This is a genomic window from Bradyrhizobium sp. USDA 3256 (assembly GCF_054058275.1).
This window is the reverse complement of sequence record NZ_JBSSAE010000002.1, coordinates 3,289,950-3,305,650: the sequence shown is the minus strand read 5'-3', so window position 1 is coordinate 3,305,650 and position 15,701 is coordinate 3,289,950. Positions and strand designations below refer to the sequence as shown.

Annotated in this window: 20 protein-coding genes; 16 read left to right on the top strand and 4 right to left on the bottom strand. The window is 64.4% G+C overall.

The window, feature by feature from the left end:
* The first annotated feature begins 196 nt into the window (after positions 1-196).
* From ACVWY5_RS17175 to ACVWY5_RS17165, 3 genes are all read left to right on the top strand, one after another.
* Positions 197-544 carry a response regulator gene (locus tag ACVWY5_RS17175; protein ID WP_028331969.1) on the top strand — a complete coding sequence of 116 codons (348 nt, stop codon included), beginning with the start codon at positions 197-199 and terminating at the stop codon, positions 542-544.
* Positions 545-946: 402 nt separating this feature from the next.
* Complete coding sequence (locus tag ACVWY5_RS17170) at positions 947-1,141, top strand: hypothetical protein (RefSeq protein ID WP_028331970.1); 195 nt, start codon at positions 947-949, stop codon at positions 1,139-1,141.
* 236 nt (positions 1,142-1,377) lie between these two features.
* Positions 1,378-1,557 carry a hypothetical protein gene (locus tag ACVWY5_RS17165; protein WP_028331971.1) on the top strand — a complete coding sequence of 60 codons (180 nt, stop codon included), beginning with the start codon at positions 1,378-1,380 and terminating at the stop codon, positions 1,555-1,557.
* 417 nt (positions 1,558-1,974) lie between these two features.
* Here ACVWY5_RS17165 and ACVWY5_RS17160 read toward each other — a convergent pair whose 3' ends face one another.
* Together ACVWY5_RS17160 and ACVWY5_RS17155 are read right to left on the bottom strand one after the other, a co-directional pair.
* Positions 1,975-2,154: a hypothetical protein gene (locus ACVWY5_RS17160; protein ID WP_321177271.1), complete on the bottom strand. Its 180-nt coding sequence runs from the start codon at positions 2,152-2,154 to the stop codon at positions 1,975-1,977.
* A gap of 119 nt (positions 2,155-2,273) precedes the next feature.
* Entirely contained in the window at positions 2,274-2,699 is a 426-nt protein-coding gene (locus tag ACVWY5_RS17155) for a response regulator (protein WP_028352427.1), read from the bottom strand.
* Between the two features lie 97 nt (positions 2,700-2,796).
* Here ACVWY5_RS17155 and ACVWY5_RS17150 point away from each other — a divergent pair, with 97 nt between their 5' ends.
* The 13 genes from ACVWY5_RS17150 (at position 2,797) to ACVWY5_RS17090 (ending at position 13,609) form a co-directional block, all read left to right on the top strand.
* Entirely contained in the window at positions 2,797-3,807 is a 1,011-nt protein-coding gene (locus ACVWY5_RS17150) for a chemotaxis protein CheB (RefSeq protein ID WP_028331973.1), read from the top strand.
* Complete coding sequence (locus ACVWY5_RS17145; protein ID WP_028331974.1) at positions 3,807-4,076, top strand: hypothetical protein; 270 nt, start codon at positions 3,807-3,809, stop codon at positions 4,074-4,076. Before ACVWY5_RS17150 ends, ACVWY5_RS17145 begins: the two co-directional genes overlap by 1 nt.
* Before the next feature lie 364 nt (positions 4,077-4,440).
* Positions 4,441-7,611, top strand: coding sequence for a CheR family methyltransferase (locus ACVWY5_RS17140; RefSeq protein ID WP_028331976.1), 3,171 nt, complete (start codon positions 4,441-4,443; stop codon positions 7,609-7,611).
* Complete coding sequence (locus ACVWY5_RS17135; RefSeq protein WP_028331977.1) at positions 7,612-8,358, top strand: Crp/Fnr family transcriptional regulator; 747 nt, start codon at positions 7,612-7,614, stop codon at positions 8,356-8,358. It abuts the gene before it with no gap.
* 303 nt (positions 8,359-8,661) lie between these two features.
* Positions 8,662-8,862 (top strand): hypothetical protein, encoded by a 201-nt coding sequence (locus tag ACVWY5_RS17130; RefSeq protein ID WP_028331978.1) that lies wholly within the window; start codon positions 8,662-8,664, stop codon positions 8,860-8,862.
* 361 nt (positions 8,863-9,223) lie between these two features.
* Entirely contained in the window at positions 9,224-9,478 is a 255-nt protein-coding gene (locus ACVWY5_RS17125; protein ID WP_028331979.1) for a hypothetical protein, read from the top strand.
* 266 nt (positions 9,479-9,744) lie between these two features.
* Positions 9,745-10,593: a hypothetical protein gene (locus ACVWY5_RS17120; RefSeq protein ID WP_028331980.1), complete on the top strand. Its 849-nt coding sequence runs from the start codon at positions 9,745-9,747 to the stop codon at positions 10,591-10,593.
* Positions 10,594-10,626: 33 nt separating this feature from the next.
* The gene (locus ACVWY5_RS17115; RefSeq protein ID WP_028331981.1) at positions 10,627-10,848 is read left to right on the top strand and encodes a hypothetical protein; all 222 of its coding nucleotides are present in this window, start codon (positions 10,627-10,629) and stop codon (positions 10,846-10,848) included.
* A 4-nt stretch (positions 10,849-10,852) separates the two neighbouring features.
* Entirely contained in the window at positions 10,853-11,296 is a 444-nt protein-coding gene (locus ACVWY5_RS17110; RefSeq protein ID WP_321177270.1) for a hypothetical protein, read from the top strand.
* A gap of 107 nt (positions 11,297-11,403) precedes the next feature.
* Positions 11,404-11,907: a hypothetical protein gene (locus ACVWY5_RS17105; protein ID WP_028331982.1), complete on the top strand. Its 504-nt coding sequence runs from the start codon at positions 11,404-11,406 to the stop codon at positions 11,905-11,907.
* 2 nt (positions 11,908-11,909) lie between these two features.
* Positions 11,910-12,992 carry a YihY/virulence factor BrkB family protein gene (locus tag ACVWY5_RS17100; protein ID WP_028331983.1) on the top strand — a complete coding sequence of 361 codons (1,083 nt, stop codon included), beginning with the start codon at positions 11,910-11,912 and terminating at the stop codon, positions 12,990-12,992.
* Between the two features lie 53 nt (positions 12,993-13,045).
* Positions 13,046-13,270, top strand: a complete 225-nt coding sequence (locus ACVWY5_RS17095) for a hypothetical protein (protein WP_028331984.1) — start codon at positions 13,046-13,048, stop codon at positions 13,268-13,270.
* Positions 13,271-13,279: 9 nt separating this feature from the next.
* Positions 13,280-13,609: a four-helix bundle copper-binding protein gene (locus ACVWY5_RS17090; RefSeq protein ID WP_028331985.1), complete on the top strand. Its 330-nt coding sequence runs from the start codon at positions 13,280-13,282 to the stop codon at positions 13,607-13,609.
* A 192-nt stretch (positions 13,610-13,801) separates the two neighbouring features.
* On the opposite strand, the gene ACVWY5_RS17085 is transcribed toward ACVWY5_RS17090, so the two are convergent.
* Entirely contained in the window at positions 13,802-14,233 is a 432-nt protein-coding gene (locus ACVWY5_RS17085) for a CBS domain-containing protein (RefSeq protein WP_028331986.1), read from the bottom strand.
* Positions 14,234-14,371: 138 nt separating this feature from the next.
* On the bottom strand, positions 14,372-15,619 hold the full coding sequence (locus tag ACVWY5_RS17080; protein ID WP_028331987.1) for a DUF763 domain-containing protein: 1,248 nt from the start codon (positions 15,617-15,619) through the stop codon (positions 14,372-14,374).
* Between the last annotated feature and the right edge of the window lie 82 nt (positions 15,620-15,701).

The following is a 15,701-nucleotide window of genomic DNA, read 5'->3' as shown; positions in this document are numbered from 1 at the left end:
GGTTGCTGGTGGCCGGTAGCTGACGGCGTGTGCCTGAAAACGGGACCAGTCCCACCTCGGCGTCGAAATACCCCGCTCTCTGAAATAGGCCATAGTCGCTGTCCTGAAGGTGCGCGGAACGGCGCGCGTCGGGAAACCCAACCAGCGCGACAACGTTAACACCTCGATCATCCGCGCAACTGGCAGAGGTGCTGCTATGCGTACGATCTTGATCGTGGAAGACGAGTATTTCATTGCCGATGACTGTGCCGCGCTGGCACGACAGGCCGGCTATCACGTCGTCGGCCCGTTCGCTTCGATCGACGAAGCCCGCCCGCACGCTTCCGGAGCCTCTGGCGCGCTGATCGACATCAACGTCAATGGAACCTCGTCCTACAAGTTGATCGATGCCCTGCTTGCGATGGGAACACCGGTCACCCTGTACACCGGCTACGACGCCAGCACGCTGCCCGAGAAGTATGCGCATCTCCCGGTGGTGACCAAGCCGCGCGGGTGTGCGGAAGCTCTCGGGATGCTGTGCAAGCAGATGAACGTCGCCGGATAGCTGGCGAGCTGAACGCTGATCGATGGGCGCGCGCCGGGATGCGCAGCGGCGTTATGGGTCCCGGCCCCCCGTGCGCAATGGCACCAAAGAGAATGAGAGCTCGCTGCTCTTTCCGCACGTCGTCCCTGCGAAAGCAGGGACCGACCCATAACCACAGGGCTGCGTTGTTGAAACGGGCTGTGGCTCCAGCACAGCAAGCGAACTGCCGTCGGCGACTATGGGTCCCTGCTTTCGCAGGGACGACACCGCATGTTTTGCGCTGTGGTTCCCGGCACGGCACTTTGTTGGCAACTTTCCTGGCCGAGGTTTGTTGTCTCCTCATCATCGGCCAAGGCTCTGCCGTAGGCGTCGGTGGCTGAGAGACCGATTGTGCTCCCGCCTGCATAACCAGGGAGCGCGCCCATGCCCAACGAGCGGCACATCTATCGCCTTTCCAATTCCCACGATCCGGATCTGGACGATGCCCGGCGGACGAGCCGGGTCGTCGGCCACGCACGCAAACTCCTCGCCGAAAGTCCCGCCAGCACGTTTCTGGGCCGTAAAACGCAGGAACCCTTTCCGCAAGAGGAAAGCCAGTACGGGAACCTGAAATCCTAACTTGCGTTGCTTTCGCAACCTTGCGGAGGCGGAACCATGCGGGATGGCAATTACGGGGACCAGCTCGCCAACTATCAGGCTATGGAGCCCGCATCGATGCGAGCGCCGAACGTGCGCTCGAACAATTTTCGAAGTCTCATGGACTGATATGTTTGTCGCACCGCTTGCTGGGTAAACCTGCCCCCGACTTATCCCATGACAGGGCGGACGCAGCGATCGAGTGGCATGTTTCGCCGATGATCGATCCCCTGTTCGCCCGCGCTCAGCTTGCCATCGAAGAAAGTCACACTTTGCGCGCACAAAAGAAATCGCTCGCCGATCAGCGAGACGATCAGCTTGCCGAGCTGCGGCAATCGGTGCGTAATTCCGCGAGCGCGCGCATGGAGATCAAAGCTCACCGCGACAACAGCACGTAGGGCTCTCGCTGGTGGGGCCGGGCACGGGCAATGTCCCGATCGGTCGGTAGGCCGACCAAAGCGGGATGAGATTAGGTTGAATCGTCATCGCGCCTTAGCTCTTTGTTTGAGCATGATCTTTTCGGAAAACCGCTTCGCACTTTTCCGGATCATGCTTTAGCGGGCTTTGATGAAGCGTTCGAGAAGCGCAGAGAATTCGTAGCTCAGCGCCAATCGTCGCCAGGATCGCGCCAACAATTCGTAATCCTTGCGCGTCGTTCCGACGCTGGATGTCGAGGCCTTGCGGTCGGCTTCGTCGGCCAGTTGCCGGCATTCCGCGATCCGATCTGTTGAATCGTGCAGTGTCGCTGTCCTTCCTGAAAACGATGGGAGGATGCGTCACGCCGCCGGTTCGCCGGAGATCGTTAGCCGAGACAATCAGACCATATGAGCGTCACCCGGCCTCAAGGTCCTGAGCTGCGCGACGACGAGGCGCAACTCGTCTGCCAATTGGGCGTTACGGATGCGGGTTTCCGTGACGGTCGAGAGGTCGGCGATCAGCGCGCGTTCTGCGGCCGTCTGCTCCAGCAGCTCGATACGTCTTTCGATCTCGGTCATTACGCACCCCCGTCCGATATCGTCACTGCAGTATCGTGAGGCTCTCTGCAGATCTCCGCACTAACATTTGCAAATGCTCGAGCGGATATTCGCGCCCGGAGGCGTCGTGAGACGGGTGGTCAAGCCTGCGGATCAATCTGGTTCATGGGATCGCCGTGCAGGATCATGCCGGCGAGCCCGTGCGCCATGGCGCGATGATCGAACGGTTTCTCCCACAGCGGGACGTCCGCGAACTCGGTGCTCAGCACGATCTTGTCGTATCCCGAGGTGAACACGATCGGCACGCCGCGCGCCTGCAGCTCGCGCGCAACCGGATAAATCATCTGCTTGCGGATGTTTACGTCGAGCACCGCACCATCGATCACGCCGCCATCGTGAAGGATACGAAGCGCATCGTCGATGTCGCCGGCCGGCCCGGCGATATCGGCACCGAGCGCGCGCAGCGCGCTGCGCATGTCGTCGGCAAGGAAATATTCGTCTTCGACGATCAGGACGCGCCGTCCTGTCAGGAGTGAGCGTTCGCGCAAAGGTGCAAATTCGGACATGTCGATTCCGGCCGTACCCGGCGTGATATCGTCGCAAAATTGGAACATAGGACGAATGCTCGTCTTGTTGCAAATAATGTCGGAAAAGGCAGGTTCCATGTCCAATCGCGACATCATCGTCATCGGCGGTTCGGCTGGGGCGACGGCACCGTTGAAGCAGATTCTGGGCCGACTGCCGACGGACCTGCCGGCCGCGGTCTTCGTCGTATTGCACATACCGTCCCACGGCATCGGCATTCTCTCCACGGTCGCGAGCGCCGCCGGCAAGCTGCCGGTCCGGCAGGCGGAAAGCGGCATGGTCATCGAAAATGGTCACGTCTATCTGGCGGCGCCGGACCACCATCTGCTGATCCAGGACGGCCACCTGATGCTCGGCCGCGGGCCACGCGAAAACCTGGTCCGGCCGGCGATCGACGCGCTGTTTCGCTCGGCCGCACTGCACTACGGACCGCGGGTGATCGGCGTCGTGCTCAGCGGCCTGCTGTCCGACGGCGCGGCGGGCCTGAACGCGATCAAGCGCTGCGGTGGGGTCGCGCTGGTTCAGGAGCCCCGGGACGCGATGTCCGACGAAATGCCGCTCAGGGCCTTGGAAGCGACCACGGTTGATCTCTGTATCCCGGGTGCACGGCTTGGCGATGTGCTGTCCGAACTGGCCCGGGAGCGGGCCGGCGCGGTGCTGCCGATCCCGCCGGAGATCGTGCTGGAGGTGAAGATCGCGGCGGGCGAGCGCGTCGGCAGCGATACGCTGGTCGATATTGCTGATCCCGCGCCCCTGACCTGTCCAGGGTGCGGCGGCGTCCTTTCCGAGCTCAAGGTGGGGCACCCGCTGCGATTTCGCTGTCAGGTCGGTCACGCCTATACGGCCGACGCGCTTGCCAAGGAGCAGGAGGGCCGGGTCGACGAGGCGCTTCGGGTCGCGCTGCGCATCATCGAGGAGCGCGCCGAACTGGTGCACCGGATGGCCGATGACGGCCGCCAGAGCGGTCGCCCGGCGATCGCGCAAATGTATGACGCGCGCGCCGCTGAATACCGCGAATACGCCGATATGATCCGGCGAGTCATGCTACAATCACTCGATCCGAAACGACCGGCGCGGAAGGAACCGTGATGGCCAGCGCTGAGCATGCGAACTGGGCCGAACAGTTGCGGTCCGAGCGCGAGCTGCTGGTCAAGGCGGACATCGACATCGAGGAGGGCTGGAGGCGGCTGCGCAGCCAGCAGGATTTGCTGGATTGGCTGCAACGGGCCGGTCACGACACTGTGCAAGCCGAGCGGCTGGTCGGCTTGCTCAAGCAGACCTTAATCGAGTGGGAGCGGCATCGAACCTTGATCGTGCAGCGGGTCGCATATCTCGAGGAGCGGGTGACACGGCACTAGCGCCTGGGAGGAGGATCGGGCACGCGCCTCGCTGCCCTGAACTCCGCTCCAAGTTCGAACATGTGGTCAAACTGCTGGAGGACGCGCCGGCGCCAGAGGTCATTCTCGTCGATGAGGCGATGGGCTTCTGCGGTCGCCCGTTCCGCGCGCCTGATCAGGGCCGCGAGCTCTCCGGATCCATCTATGGTCGGGTCGGCTGCCATCACCTAACTATGACCCTTCCGGTTTTGGAGAGCAATCGATCCCGGAGTCGAGGTTCCCGGGAGGTTGGAGAATTCCTACCTATCCCGTTGGGATAGGACTAAACTCTGCTATCAAAAGACGCGGGCGAGACGCCAGCAGGAGAATGAGAGCCGCTGCAATCATGGATGATGTTGGCCAACCCCAGAGCGGAGACGAAGAGCGCCAGTCCAAGGCGCCGCTGATCATCGGTGTGGGCGCGTCCGCCGGCACCCTCGACAGCATCGAGCGGTTCTTCTCGAAGCTGAGGCTCAATCCGGACCAGGCTGTCGTGCTCGTGTTGCAGTACCGGGATGCCATCGAGGACACCCGGTTGCGCGAAGCGTTGCAGCGATCGGAAGGCGCCCGACTGTCCGAAATCAGCGACGGACAGCTCGTCGAGGGCGGCGTGATCCATCTGTGTCCGTCCGACATGATCACCACCGTTCATGGCGACCGTTTCGCCGTGCGGCGCGCCGAGCAGGCGCGCGCCGAGCGGGCCACCATTGACAGCTTCCTGGTGTCGCTGGCGGAGGAGCGCGCCGAGGAATCGATCGGCGTGGTGCTGGCCGGCACCGGTGGCGACGGCACGCTCGGGGTCGCGACCCTGAAGGATCATGGCGGCCTGGCGATCGCCGAACGCATCGGGGAGGGCGAATCCAACCCGCATGAGGAAGGTAATTCGGCCGTCGCGATCGCGGATTTTGTCCTGCCGCCCGAGGCCATTCCCGAGCATATCGACGTCTATGCCCGCCACCTGCGCCGGCTCGAGGAAAAACAGGGATTCGACGAGGTGCTGGCCGCGGCAGCAAGCTCGCTTGCGCGCATCGCGGATATCCTTCGCAACAAGACCGGCAACGATTTCCACGGCTACAAGCAGAATACCTTCCTGCGTCGCGTCCAGCGCCGCATGCAGGTGGTGCAGATCGACGAGATCTCCGCCTATGTCGATTTCCTGAGAAACGACAAGGACGAGGCGCAACATCTGTTCAACGACCTCCTGATCGGCGTCACGGAATTTTTCCGCGACAAGAAGGAGTTCGATGTCCTGGAAACCCAGATCATCCCGAAGATGTTCGAAGGAAAGGGCGCCGGCCAGCAGGTGCGTGTCTGGGTGCTTGGCTGCGCAACCGGCGAAGAGGCCTATTCGATCGGCATCCTGCTGCGCGAGCATATGGCCGGTCTCGACTCGGTACCGCAGGTGCAGATCTTCGCGACCGACATCGACGGGCGCGCGCTCGCCGCCGCCCGCGTCGGGCGCTATCGCACCAGCATCGAGAGCGATATGACGCCGGAACGGCTGGCGCGCTGGTTCGTCCGCGAAGGCGACACCTACTGCGTCGTCAAGGAGCTGCGCGAGATGTGCATCTTCTCGCAGCACAATGTCATCAAGGACGCGCCGTTCTCCAAGCTCGATCTGGTCTCGTGCCGCAATCTGCTGATCTACCTCAATGGCGAGCTGCAGAACCGCGTCATCCCGCTGTTCCACTTCGCGCTGTTGCCGGACCGCTTCCTGTTTCTCGGCAATTCCGAGAACGTCACACGACATCCGAAGCTGTTCGCGCCGGTCGACCGGCGCGCGCGCATCTTCAAGAGGCTCGAGACCGGAACGCGGCTGCCGCCGGAGTTTCCGATCACGACGGCGACCGGGCGGGCCGCGATCGACGTGCCGCCGGTGCGCTCCGTTGGCCACGATGTCGGCCTCGAGCGGCGCGCCCAGCGCATCGCCGAGCGCTATGCGCCGGCCTATGTGATCACCGACGACCACTTTCACATCCTGCATTTCTCCGGCCGCACCGGCCGCTATATCGAGCCGACCGCAGGCACGGCGACGCTCGACCTGCTGCAACTCGTGCACCGCGACCTCAGGCTTGAGCTGCGCACCGCGCTCAGCCGTGCCGCGGAAACCAACGAGGCCGCGCATGCCGAGCAGGTGCAACTCGGCGTCAACGGGCATCGTGTGCTGGTCGATATCACGGTCGAGCCGATCCAGGACGGCCCTGCCGGTCATCGCAACTTCGTCGTCCTGTTCAAGGATGGCCCGATCCGGCAGGCGGAGCCCGCCGAAGGCAACCCCAACATTCTGGTCAGGACCGAGCATGTCGAGCGGCTGGAAAGCGAGCTGCGCGCCACCCGCGAGCGGCTGCAAGCTACGATCGAGGAGCTCGAGAGTACGAACGAGGAATTGAAATCCTCCAACGAGGAATATCAATCGCTCAATGAGGAACTGCAATCCGCCAACGAGGAACTGGAGACCTCGCGGGAGGAATTGCAGTCGGTCAATGAGGAGCTGACCACCGTCAACGGCGAGCTGGCGCACCGCGTGCAGGAATTGACCCGTGCCACCAGCGACCTGAAGAATTTCCTCGAGAGCACCCAGATCGCCACCGTGTTCCTGGACAACGATCTGAAGGTGATGAACTTCACGCCGGCGATCACGCAATTGCTGCATCTGGTCGAGACCGATGTCGGCCGCCCGATCGCGCATATCAAGGCGCGTATCCCGATCGAGGAGCTCTACGACGATGTGCGGCGCGTGCTGCGGACGCTGGCCAGCGCCGAGCGCGAGTTGACCGCGCCCGACAGCGGCACGCGCTATATCGTGCGCATCCTGCCGTACCGCAGCATCGACAATTTCATCGCCGGCGTCGTGATCACCTTCATCGACGTCACCGCGATCACGCGGGCGGAGGAACGGCAGCGGCTGCTGCTCGCCGAGCTGCAGCATCGCGTCCGCAACACGCTGGGCGTGGTCCGCTCGATCGCGCGCCGCTCGGCCGAGACCAGCGCGAGCGTCGAGGACTATGCGTCGCATCTGGATGGACGCCTCAACGCCTTTGCGCGGACCCAGTCGCTGGTGACCCGCGATCCGGAGGGCGGCGTCGACCTCGAATATCTCGTGGTCGAGGAATTGCTTGCGTACAACGCGAAGGAAGACGAGCAACTGAAGGTCAAAGGTCCCAGGATCCGCCTGCAGCCCAAGGCCGCGGAGACCTTCGCGCTGGCGATCCACGAGCTCGCAACCAATGCCTTGAAATATGGCGCGCTGGGCCAGACCGCCGGGCGCATCGACGTCTCGTGGCGCATCGATGATGCGGCCGAGCCGCGACAACTGGTGTTCGACTGGCACGAACGCAGCGGACCCGCGGTCACGCCGCCGCGCCGCAGGGGATTTGGGTCCGATCTCCTGGAGCGAACGCTGGCGTTCGAGTTCAAGGGCAAGACCACGCTCGAGTTCAATCCGTCGGGACTCCGCTGCACGATCGCGATACCAATGAGCCCGCAAGCCATCCATACGCCGAGCATGGGGAGCTAGATGCATCCCCCGATCCTCGAGGGAAATCTGGCGCAGCCGGTAATCCGGCGGCTCAACGCCATGCGGCAATTGTCCGAACGCGGGATCGCGTTGCTGCAGCAGGCGATCCAGGACGGGCTGCATCGCGCCCGCCCGGGCGAAGACCTCGCCACCGAAGGCGATCCGGTCGACAGCGTCAGGATCATCCTGTCGGGCTGGCTCTGCCGCTACAAGACGCTGGCGGACGGCCGCCGTCAGATCGTCAATTTCGTCCTGCCGGGCGACAGCTGCGACGCCTGCGTCTATCTGCTGTCGGTGATGGATCATTCGATCGGCGCACTGACCCCGGTCACCTACGCCGACATCAAGCGTCCGGCGTTCGAGCAGCTGCTGGCGAGCGACCGTTCGCTGGAGGAGGCGCTGTGGTGCGAAACCATGGTAAGCAGCGCGATCCAGCGGGAGTGGACGGTCAACATCGGACGGCGCGTGGCGCTGGAGCGGGTCGCGCATCTGTTGTGCGAACTCTACGAGCGCCTGCTGCCGATCGGAATGATCGACGGCGATTCCTGCCTGTTCCCGGTCACGCAGATGGATCTCGCCGATGCCACCGGCCTGTCGGTGGTCCATGTCAACAGGACGCTGCAGGAGCTGCGCGGCTCCGGCCTGATCGTGCTGCGCGACCGCATGCTGACGATCAACGACCTGAAGCTGCTCAAGGACACGGCGCTGTTTTCGGCCGACTATCTGCACACCAAGCGGCACGGCTGAGACGCGGCAAGCCGGCTCTATGCTGCTCCCCCTGAAATCGCGACGGATGCTGGTGCGGCGGGCGCGTGAGACGCCGCAGGCAGTCGCTGATGCGATCCTTGAAATGTCGCAGCGGGACTGACGCGGGTGCGCGTCATATTGCAGAGTGCGCTGACGATCTGAACATGACAGTGATTTGTCACGACGAAGACAGCGCGACGGTCGGCCGCGCAAGATTTGGATACGACTGTTAACATACTTGAACTCCTCTCGCGCGGTCTCGCGCTACGATGCAGTTCAATCCACGAGGGCAGGGAGGCAATCATGCTCGATGGAGAGACGGCGGCAGTGCTTCGCGCGGTGCTCGACGAGGTCTGCGGAGGCGTGCCGCGCTCGGATACGACGAAGCGGACCAACGTCGCTTCCGGATTGTTGCAGGCCATTCGCGAGGGACGCTCGTCAATCGATGAGCTGCGCATCGCAGGCCAGGCCGCGTTGCGCACCGCCCCGAGCATGTGGCGCTAAGCAGTCTGACCGGGCAATCGCAGCGGCACGATTGTGCGTCGCACATTTGCAGACGTTAGTGCCGGAACCGACTGCGACGTGCATGCTCTCGCGAGCTGACGCGCCGACCGGCCGTCAGCGCAACCAGGAGAACCCCGCTACGACCCCAGCTCTCCACCCCTGAGCTGGGGTCACTTGTGTCGAGCAGGTGGGAGCGGAGCCGCAGCGATCGAGCAGAGCGCGTCGAGGGCTCCTCGATCTCGTCCGCCGGTCACGTCCAGCCGCCATGATGGTGAAGGAACGTTCAGGAAAGTTCCGATCCTGTTCCTGCAACATGCGCGGACGACGGTCGTTATCACGGCGTACTAGAAAGGAGGATGCCATGACGAAGCTTACTTACGCTCTTGCCGCGGTTGCGGCACTCTCGATAGCGGCACCGACCGTTGCGAGCGCGCAGGGTGTGGGCATCTATGTCGGCCGCGACCACGGCTACTACGGCGATCGATATTATGGTGGCCCGCGCGTCGACGTATACCGGCATGACCGGGGCTGGCACCACGGCTGGTACAACCATCATCGCGACTACTACCGCGACCGCGGCTTCGTGATCCGTGGTCATGACTGGGACGACGACTAACGGTGCTGGTCGCGCGTCGCGATAAGCAGATCGCGACGACCAATGAGGGCCTCGCTTCGGCGGGGCCCTTTTTATTGGCTTACTGCATCGCGTTATTGGCTTGCTGCATCGTGCCGGTTCGTCCCCGTAGGAACCTTGGCTTCTCCACCAGATTGTCAGGACGAGATGGACGGAGGAGGTTTGCATGAACCAGCTGATTTATCTGGTCGGACTGATTGTGGTCATTTTGGCGATATTGTCGTTCTTCGGGCTGCGGTAGGCGCGTCATGGATAACGAGCGAGGGCTTGCTGTGTCCGCCGCCAACAGGACCGGGCTTCGGCTGCAATGGAGCCCGGTCATTGCCGGCGCGTTGGCAGCGGCGGCGCTGTCGGTGATCCTGATCGGCTTCGGCGCGGCGGTCGGATTGGGTGTCAGTTCAAGCTCGCCGTCATGGCGCGATGCATCGGCTGCGCTCGCGTTGCTGTCGGGGCTGTATTTGATCCTGCAGGCGCTGGTGAGCTTCGGCGTCGGCGGCTACATCGCCGGTCGGGCGCAGCGCGTGATCGGCGCGACGCCATCCGACGAGATCGACAGCCGCGACGGGCTTCACGGCCTGACCGCTTGGGCGCTCGCCGTCATCCTCGGTGCTACGATCGTCGCGCTGGTTGGGCTGTCGACCACGCGCCCGGTGGTCCAGAACCGGCCATCTGCGACGGCCGCGGAGCCGTTGCTGAGCGCCGAGCTCGACCGCCTGTACCGGTCGCAGCGGCGTCCGGCCAATATCGATATCGGCTATGAGCGGGCGGAGGCGGGCCGCATCCTGCTGACGAGCTCCGGCCGCAGCGGCGTCAGCGCCGACGATCGCAGCTATCTGATCCAGCAGGTCGCGGCCGCGACCGGTCTGCCTGCGGCGGAGGCGGAGAAGCGCGTCGACAGCGTGATGGGCGATGCCAGGACCGCCATCCAGCGGTCGCGGCGCAGCGCGGTGATTTTGGCGTTCTCGGTTGCGGCGGCGCTGCTGTTCGGTGCGATCGCCGCGTGGGCCTCGGCCGGCGCGGGCGGCCGTCACCGCGACGGCGCCGCGCTGCCGGAGTGGATGGGCGGCAGGCCGACGACGGCCGTGCCGATTGTCTGATGCAGGTGTGAATGTCCTTCAAGGGAGACGATGATGGCAACGATCTTGGTGATGGATCACTCCGGCGACACGAGGCAGCAGTTCGATCCCGACAACAGTGAGCAGCTGGCCTGGGCGAATGCTCGCTTCACCCAGCTCACGTCGGATGGCTACATCGCCGCAATCCGGCAAGCGACCGGAGAGGCGAAGTTGGTCCGCGCGCTCGATCCGACCGCCGAGGAAACCCTGTTCTATCCGAGGCTGGTCGGCGGCTGACGCCATGCTCGCCCGTCTGCGCGAGATGTCCCTGCGGTCCGTGCTCCGGCGCGCCGCCAGCACGCTGGGTGCGACGCTGGCCGCGATCTGGGATCGCTGGAAGGCGTATGAACGAATCGAGGCGCGCGGACTTGCGCTGCTGTCCGCGTGGCTGTCACCCGAGCAGCGGGCGCAGTTCGAAAAGTATAAGCGCTTCGACGTTATCGGCTCGGAGTCCGGCAAGCGATACCGGATTTGCTACGGCACCTCGACCAACGTCTATGAGATGGACGGCGGCGGCCGCATCGTGCTGGGCTGGTGCTTCCGGCCCGTCGGCTCGCTGGCGGCGGGCGACGTGATGCTTGCCCAGAAGATCGCGCTCGAAACCGACGAACGCGCGACGCTCTTGGTCGCGAAGCCATTCCCGAGCTCCATGCCACCACGCGCAAATCTCCCTCCGGTCAGTTAGCGCTCGGTCCGCGCTGTCCCGCAGGGCGCGAACCATCGCGCGTTGCCGGGGAGGAACGTCGATCTTCCTGCCGGGTTGTCGGGTGCCAACTTGCTACGGACCTCGTCATGCGCGTCAACACCTGGCCGTCTTCGCTGAGCCTGATCTTCCGCTCCTACCTTGCGGATTTGCGGCAATGGCTGGGGCGCCTGGTGACCGGCTACGCACTTGCATGCAGCTTCATGCTGGCAGGTGCGGTCTCGCTTCTGATCGCGATCGGGATCGGGGTTGGCGCGGCTTTCCACGCCCTTGAAGTGCACTACGGCATCTGGATCGCATATGCCGCGATCGGGGGCGTCTTTGTCCTCCTCGGGATCGTGGGGTTGATCATGGGCCGCGTGCTGCTCGCGCGTCCTGCGCCGGCCGTGCCGCGCCCGGGCCGACAGGCCGACATGCTCAAGCGCGCGATCGCAGTGCCCGTCGCCGCGCGGCTGATCGCCACCAGCCGGACGGGAGCAGGGGCGAACGTAGATCCCACCACCCGCGCGCTGGCCGCCGGGGCTGCAATCATGCTTGTCGGCTGGTTTGCTGCATCGCGCGCCCGGCGTCAGCGCGACGCGATCCAGGACTAGCGATGGCGCCGCGCAATTGGACGAACGACCTGATGCTCGCCGGTGCAACGGCTCTTGCGACCCTGGCGATCTCTCGCCAGCTGTCCCGATCGGAGCGGCGGTCCGCTCGGGAGCAGGGCGTCGAACCCGTGCTAGCGGAAACGCAAGATCGTGGACGGCTCGCTGACACGCCGCTCGAGATTCCGACTGCCGGCTGGAAGGACATTCTGCTGCGGACCTATCAGCAGATCGACGAGGACCGCCTGCTGGCCACCGCGGCCGGCGTCGTGTTCTACGGCTTGCTCGCGATCTTCCCGGCGATCACCGCGCTGGTCTCGAGCTACGGCCTGTTCGCCGATCCGTCCACGATCTCATCGAACCTGCAGAGCCTGGCTCTGATGCTGCCGGAAGGCTCGTTTGCGATCGTCCAGGACCAGATCGCCCGCGTGCTCGCGAAGGGGACCTCGACGCTCGGCCTGACCTTTGCCGCCGGCCTGCTGATCGCGATCTGGAGCGCCAATGCCGGCATGAAGGCGATCTTCGATGCGCTCAACGTCGTCTATGACGAGAAGGAAAAGCGTAGCTTCGTCAAACTCAATCTGATGTCCCTGTCGTTCACGATCGCCGGGCTGATTTCCATCATGTTGATGGTCGGAGCGGTGGTCGTCGTCCCGCTTTTGCTGCAGCAGGTCGGACTGGGCACGACGGCCGAGCTCGTCGTCCGGTTCGGACGGTGGCCGATCCTGGTGCTCCTGCTCCTCACCGCGCTCGCGGTGCTGTACCGCTATGGCCCGAGCCGAACCAGGCCGCGCTGGCAGTGGCTCAGCGTCGGCGCCGTTGCGGCGGCCGTGCTGTGGCTGGCCGGTTCGGTGCTGCTCTCCTGGTATCTGGCGAACTTCGGCGATTACAACGCGACCTATGGCTCGCTGGGGGCGGCCATCGGTCTGATGACGTGGATGTGGATGTCCGCCATCATCGTGCTGTGCGGAGCAGAGCTGAATTCAGAGATCGAGCACCAGACCATGCTCGATTCGACCGAGGGCCACCGCAAGCCGCTCGGAGCGCGTGGCGCATCCATGGCCGACACGGTGGGCAGGGCGTCGTAGCCGGCGCAGACCCCGCAGCAGCGCATCCGGCAATGAGCATAGGAACCAATGGCATGACCCGGGCTTATGCCAAAATGGTTGAGATCAACGTGCTGGAAAAACCGATCGAGCGGATCAAGCAAACCTGCGAGCTGATGGGCATCGCGGACAGGTTCGACCGCGCGCTTCCCGAGCTTGAGACCTTCCTCGAAGCCGAGATCGCGCAGGGCGAGGTCCGCGAGTCGAAGCTGACCCTTGACGGGCTCTGCTACCTGCGCCAGCTGCTGGCGCAGGCGTGAGGTATCGACATGGCATTCTCTGAGGAAATGAATCGATGCGTCGAGACCTGTCTGTCCTGCTATAGGACCTGCCTCGGCACGGCCATGAACCATTGTCTCGTCACCGGCGGCAAGCATGTCGAGCCGGCGCATTTCCGATTGATGATGGCTTGTGCGGAAATGTGCCGGACGGCGGCCCATTTCATGCTGATCAACACCCCGCACCACAAGCACACCTGCCGGGAATGCGCGGAGATCTGCGGTGAATGCGCCGAGGATTGCGAGCGCGTCGGCGGCATGGACGAATGCGTGGCGATGTGCCGTGCGTGTGCGGAATCCTGCCGCAAAATGGCGGCCTGACGGCGCGGGCTCCTCGTTCGGTCAATCGGAGCTGACGTAGTGGGCGCGCCAGAGCAGCGCCGTGACGATCAGGGCGATGACCCCGGCGGCAATCACGATCCACGGTATATAGTCGGCCATTGGCGCACCTGACGCTCCGCTTCGCGAGCTGGGCTTTTGCGAGCCTGGGCCACGAAGCGGAGCCGTGTAAGTCTAGAGTTGCGCGTGTTGGGTGGTCGGGCGTGAGATCTGGCTGAGCGCCAAGCCCGTACCATCGCTGGCCTGGATCAGGGCGATATCCCCGAGGGCGATGATTCCGACCAGGCGCTTGTCCCGGCTCAGCACCGGCAAGCGCCGAACCTGGATCGCACCCATGTTCTGCGCGATGTCCTCGAGCTCCTGATCTTCGAAGCAATACTTCACCTCGGCCGTCATGACGTCGCCGACCCGCGAGTCGGGGCCGCGACCCATTCCGATGCCGCGAAGCGCGATGTCGCGGTCCGTGATCATGCCGACCAGGCGCTCGCTATCGGCAACCGGCAGCAGGCCGACACCGAGCGCTGCCATCGCTTCCGCGGCATCGCGGAGCGTATCGTCGGGGGTGCACAGCTGGACGTCAGGTGTCATCGCGTCGCAAACCTTCATGGTAGCCTCTCCATTTGGCTGGTTGCGTCAACGGCCTAACGATGCCGCCCGGAACGGCGTTCCTAACATTGTCGCCGCGGCCAGGTCGCAGGTGTCCTCCGGGAACGAAGCGTCGGCGGCCGGCCGGCCGCGGTGCTACTAGGGCTTGGTGATCCCGTTGCGCTCGGCAAGGTCGGCTTCCCAGCCGAACACCGAGCGGCCGTCGAGTGCGGGCGAATGGGCGCGCTCGTTCGCGACAAACGCCTCGAAGGAGGGGCCGGTGGCGGTTCGTTCCAACCTGCGGGCCTGATCATCGAGCCGCTTCAAGGCCTGCATCTCCTCGTCGCGGCCGAGCTTTGCCTGCTGCACGGCCGACTTCAGCACGCGGATGGTCTCGTCATAGACCTTGATCGGCACCGGGAAGGGATGACGGTCCTTGCCGCCATGGGCGAGCGAGAAGCGCGCCGGATCGCGGAAGCGGTAGGGCGTCCCGTGAACGACCTCGGCGACCATCGCGAGCGACTGCACCGTGCGGGCGCCGACGCCGGGCGTCAGCGGCAGTTCGGGAAAATCCAGCGGCCCGCGATCGACAGCCGCGGCCAAGGTGCCGTGCAGGCGGCGGACGAACACGTCGCTCGAGCGCACGTCGTGATGCGCGGGCATGATCAGGTGCAGGAGATCCGGTTGCGCGGTCACGCTCTGCGTCAACTCGGCATATTCGCGCGTGATGCCGTCCGGCCCAAGCGCAGCGAGCAGATCGAGCTGCGCCTGGCGCGAGCTTTCGGCGCGGTGATCGGTGAGATTGACGATCTCGCCCTGCGCCGGGCCGTCGATCGCGCTGTGCGGCTCGTCGACGAAGCTGCGCAGGCCCTCGGAGTGCCAGTGATAGCGGCGGGCCTGCCGCTTGTCGCCGTTCATGCCTTGCTGGACGACAGTCCATTTGCCGTCGTCGGTGACGAAGAAACCGTGCAGGTAGAGCTCGAAGCCGTCCTGCACCGCGGCGCTGTCGACCTTGGCCACCAGCCGGCTTGCGCGGGTCAGGGCGGCACCGTCGAATCCGACGCGGTCGCCGAGGGCGGACAGTTCATCGGGCGTGCGGCGCGAATGCTTGCCGCGGCCGCCGCAGACGTGGATTCCAAGCTCGCCTTGCAGCGGCGCCAGACCTCGCTTCAACGCGCCGATGACGCTGGTGGTGATGCCGGACGAGTGCCAGTCCATACCCATCACGGCACCGAACGACTGGAACCAGAACGGATGCGACAGTCGCTGCAAAAAGGCGTCGCGGCCGTAATGGTGGACGATGGCCTGGGTGATGATGCCGCCCAGCATCGCCATGCGTGTCGCCAGCCATGGCGGCACGCGGCCACCATGGAGCGGAAGATCGGCGCTGCCGGTGCGTCGGGCCATTGGGCTCCCGGATGCTGAATCGGCGTATAATCTACCAGCAAATGCGAGCGTGTGTACTAAGCGGACGTCGCTTCATCGCCCG

Excerpts from the sequence above, each read along its gene's own strand:
- ACVWY5_RS17175 (WP_028331969.1), top strand. The coding sequence starts at position 197 with ATGCGTACGATCTTGATCGTGGAAGACGAGTATTTCATTGCCGATGAC.
- ACVWY5_RS17170 (WP_028331970.1), top strand. The coding sequence starts at position 947 with ATGCCCAACGAGCGGCACATCTATCGCCTTTCCAATTCCCACGATCCG.
- ACVWY5_RS17165 (WP_028331971.1), top strand. The coding sequence starts at position 1,378 with ATGATCGATCCCCTGTTCGCCCGCGCTCAGCTTGCCATCGAAGAAAGT.
- ACVWY5_RS17160 (WP_321177271.1), bottom strand. The coding sequence starts at position 2,154 with ATGACCGAGATCGAAAGACGTATCGAGCTGCTGGAGCAGACGGCCGCA.
- ACVWY5_RS17155 (WP_028352427.1), bottom strand. The coding sequence starts at position 2,699 with ATGTCCGAATTTGCACCTTTGCGCGAACGCTCACTCCTGACAGGACGG.
- ACVWY5_RS17150 (WP_028331973.1), top strand. The coding sequence starts at position 2,797 with ATGTCCAATCGCGACATCATCGTCATCGGCGGTTCGGCTGGGGCGACG.
- ACVWY5_RS17145 (WP_028331974.1), top strand. The coding sequence starts at position 3,807 with ATGGCCAGCGCTGAGCATGCGAACTGGGCCGAACAGTTGCGGTCCGAG.
- ACVWY5_RS17140 (WP_028331976.1), top strand. The coding sequence starts at position 4,441 with ATGGATGATGTTGGCCAACCCCAGAGCGGAGACGAAGAGCGCCAGTCC.
- ACVWY5_RS17135 (WP_028331977.1), top strand. The coding sequence starts at position 7,612 with ATGCATCCCCCGATCCTCGAGGGAAATCTGGCGCAGCCGGTAATCCGG.
- ACVWY5_RS17130 (WP_028331978.1), top strand. The coding sequence starts at position 8,662 with ATGCTCGATGGAGAGACGGCGGCAGTGCTTCGCGCGGTGCTCGACGAG.
- ACVWY5_RS17125 (WP_028331979.1), top strand. The coding sequence starts at position 9,224 with ATGACGAAGCTTACTTACGCTCTTGCCGCGGTTGCGGCACTCTCGATA.
- ACVWY5_RS17120 (WP_028331980.1), top strand. The coding sequence starts at position 9,745 with ATGGATAACGAGCGAGGGCTTGCTGTGTCCGCCGCCAACAGGACCGGG.
- ACVWY5_RS17115 (WP_028331981.1), top strand. The coding sequence starts at position 10,627 with ATGGCAACGATCTTGGTGATGGATCACTCCGGCGACACGAGGCAGCAG.
- ACVWY5_RS17110 (WP_321177270.1), top strand. The coding sequence starts at position 10,853 with ATGCTCGCCCGTCTGCGCGAGATGTCCCTGCGGTCCGTGCTCCGGCGC.
- ACVWY5_RS17105 (WP_028331982.1), top strand. The coding sequence starts at position 11,404 with ATGCGCGTCAACACCTGGCCGTCTTCGCTGAGCCTGATCTTCCGCTCC.
- ACVWY5_RS17100 (WP_028331983.1), top strand. The coding sequence starts at position 11,910 with ATGGCGCCGCGCAATTGGACGAACGACCTGATGCTCGCCGGTGCAACG.
- ACVWY5_RS17095 (WP_028331984.1), top strand. The coding sequence starts at position 13,046 with ATGACCCGGGCTTATGCCAAAATGGTTGAGATCAACGTGCTGGAAAAA.
- ACVWY5_RS17090 (WP_028331985.1), top strand. The coding sequence starts at position 13,280 with ATGGCATTCTCTGAGGAAATGAATCGATGCGTCGAGACCTGTCTGTCC.
- ACVWY5_RS17085 (WP_028331986.1), bottom strand. The coding sequence starts at position 14,233 with ATGAAGGTTTGCGACGCGATGACACCTGACGTCCAGCTGTGCACCCCC.
- ACVWY5_RS17080 (WP_028331987.1), bottom strand. The coding sequence starts at position 15,619 with ATGGCCCGACGCACCGGCAGCGCCGATCTTCCGCTCCATGGTGGCCGC.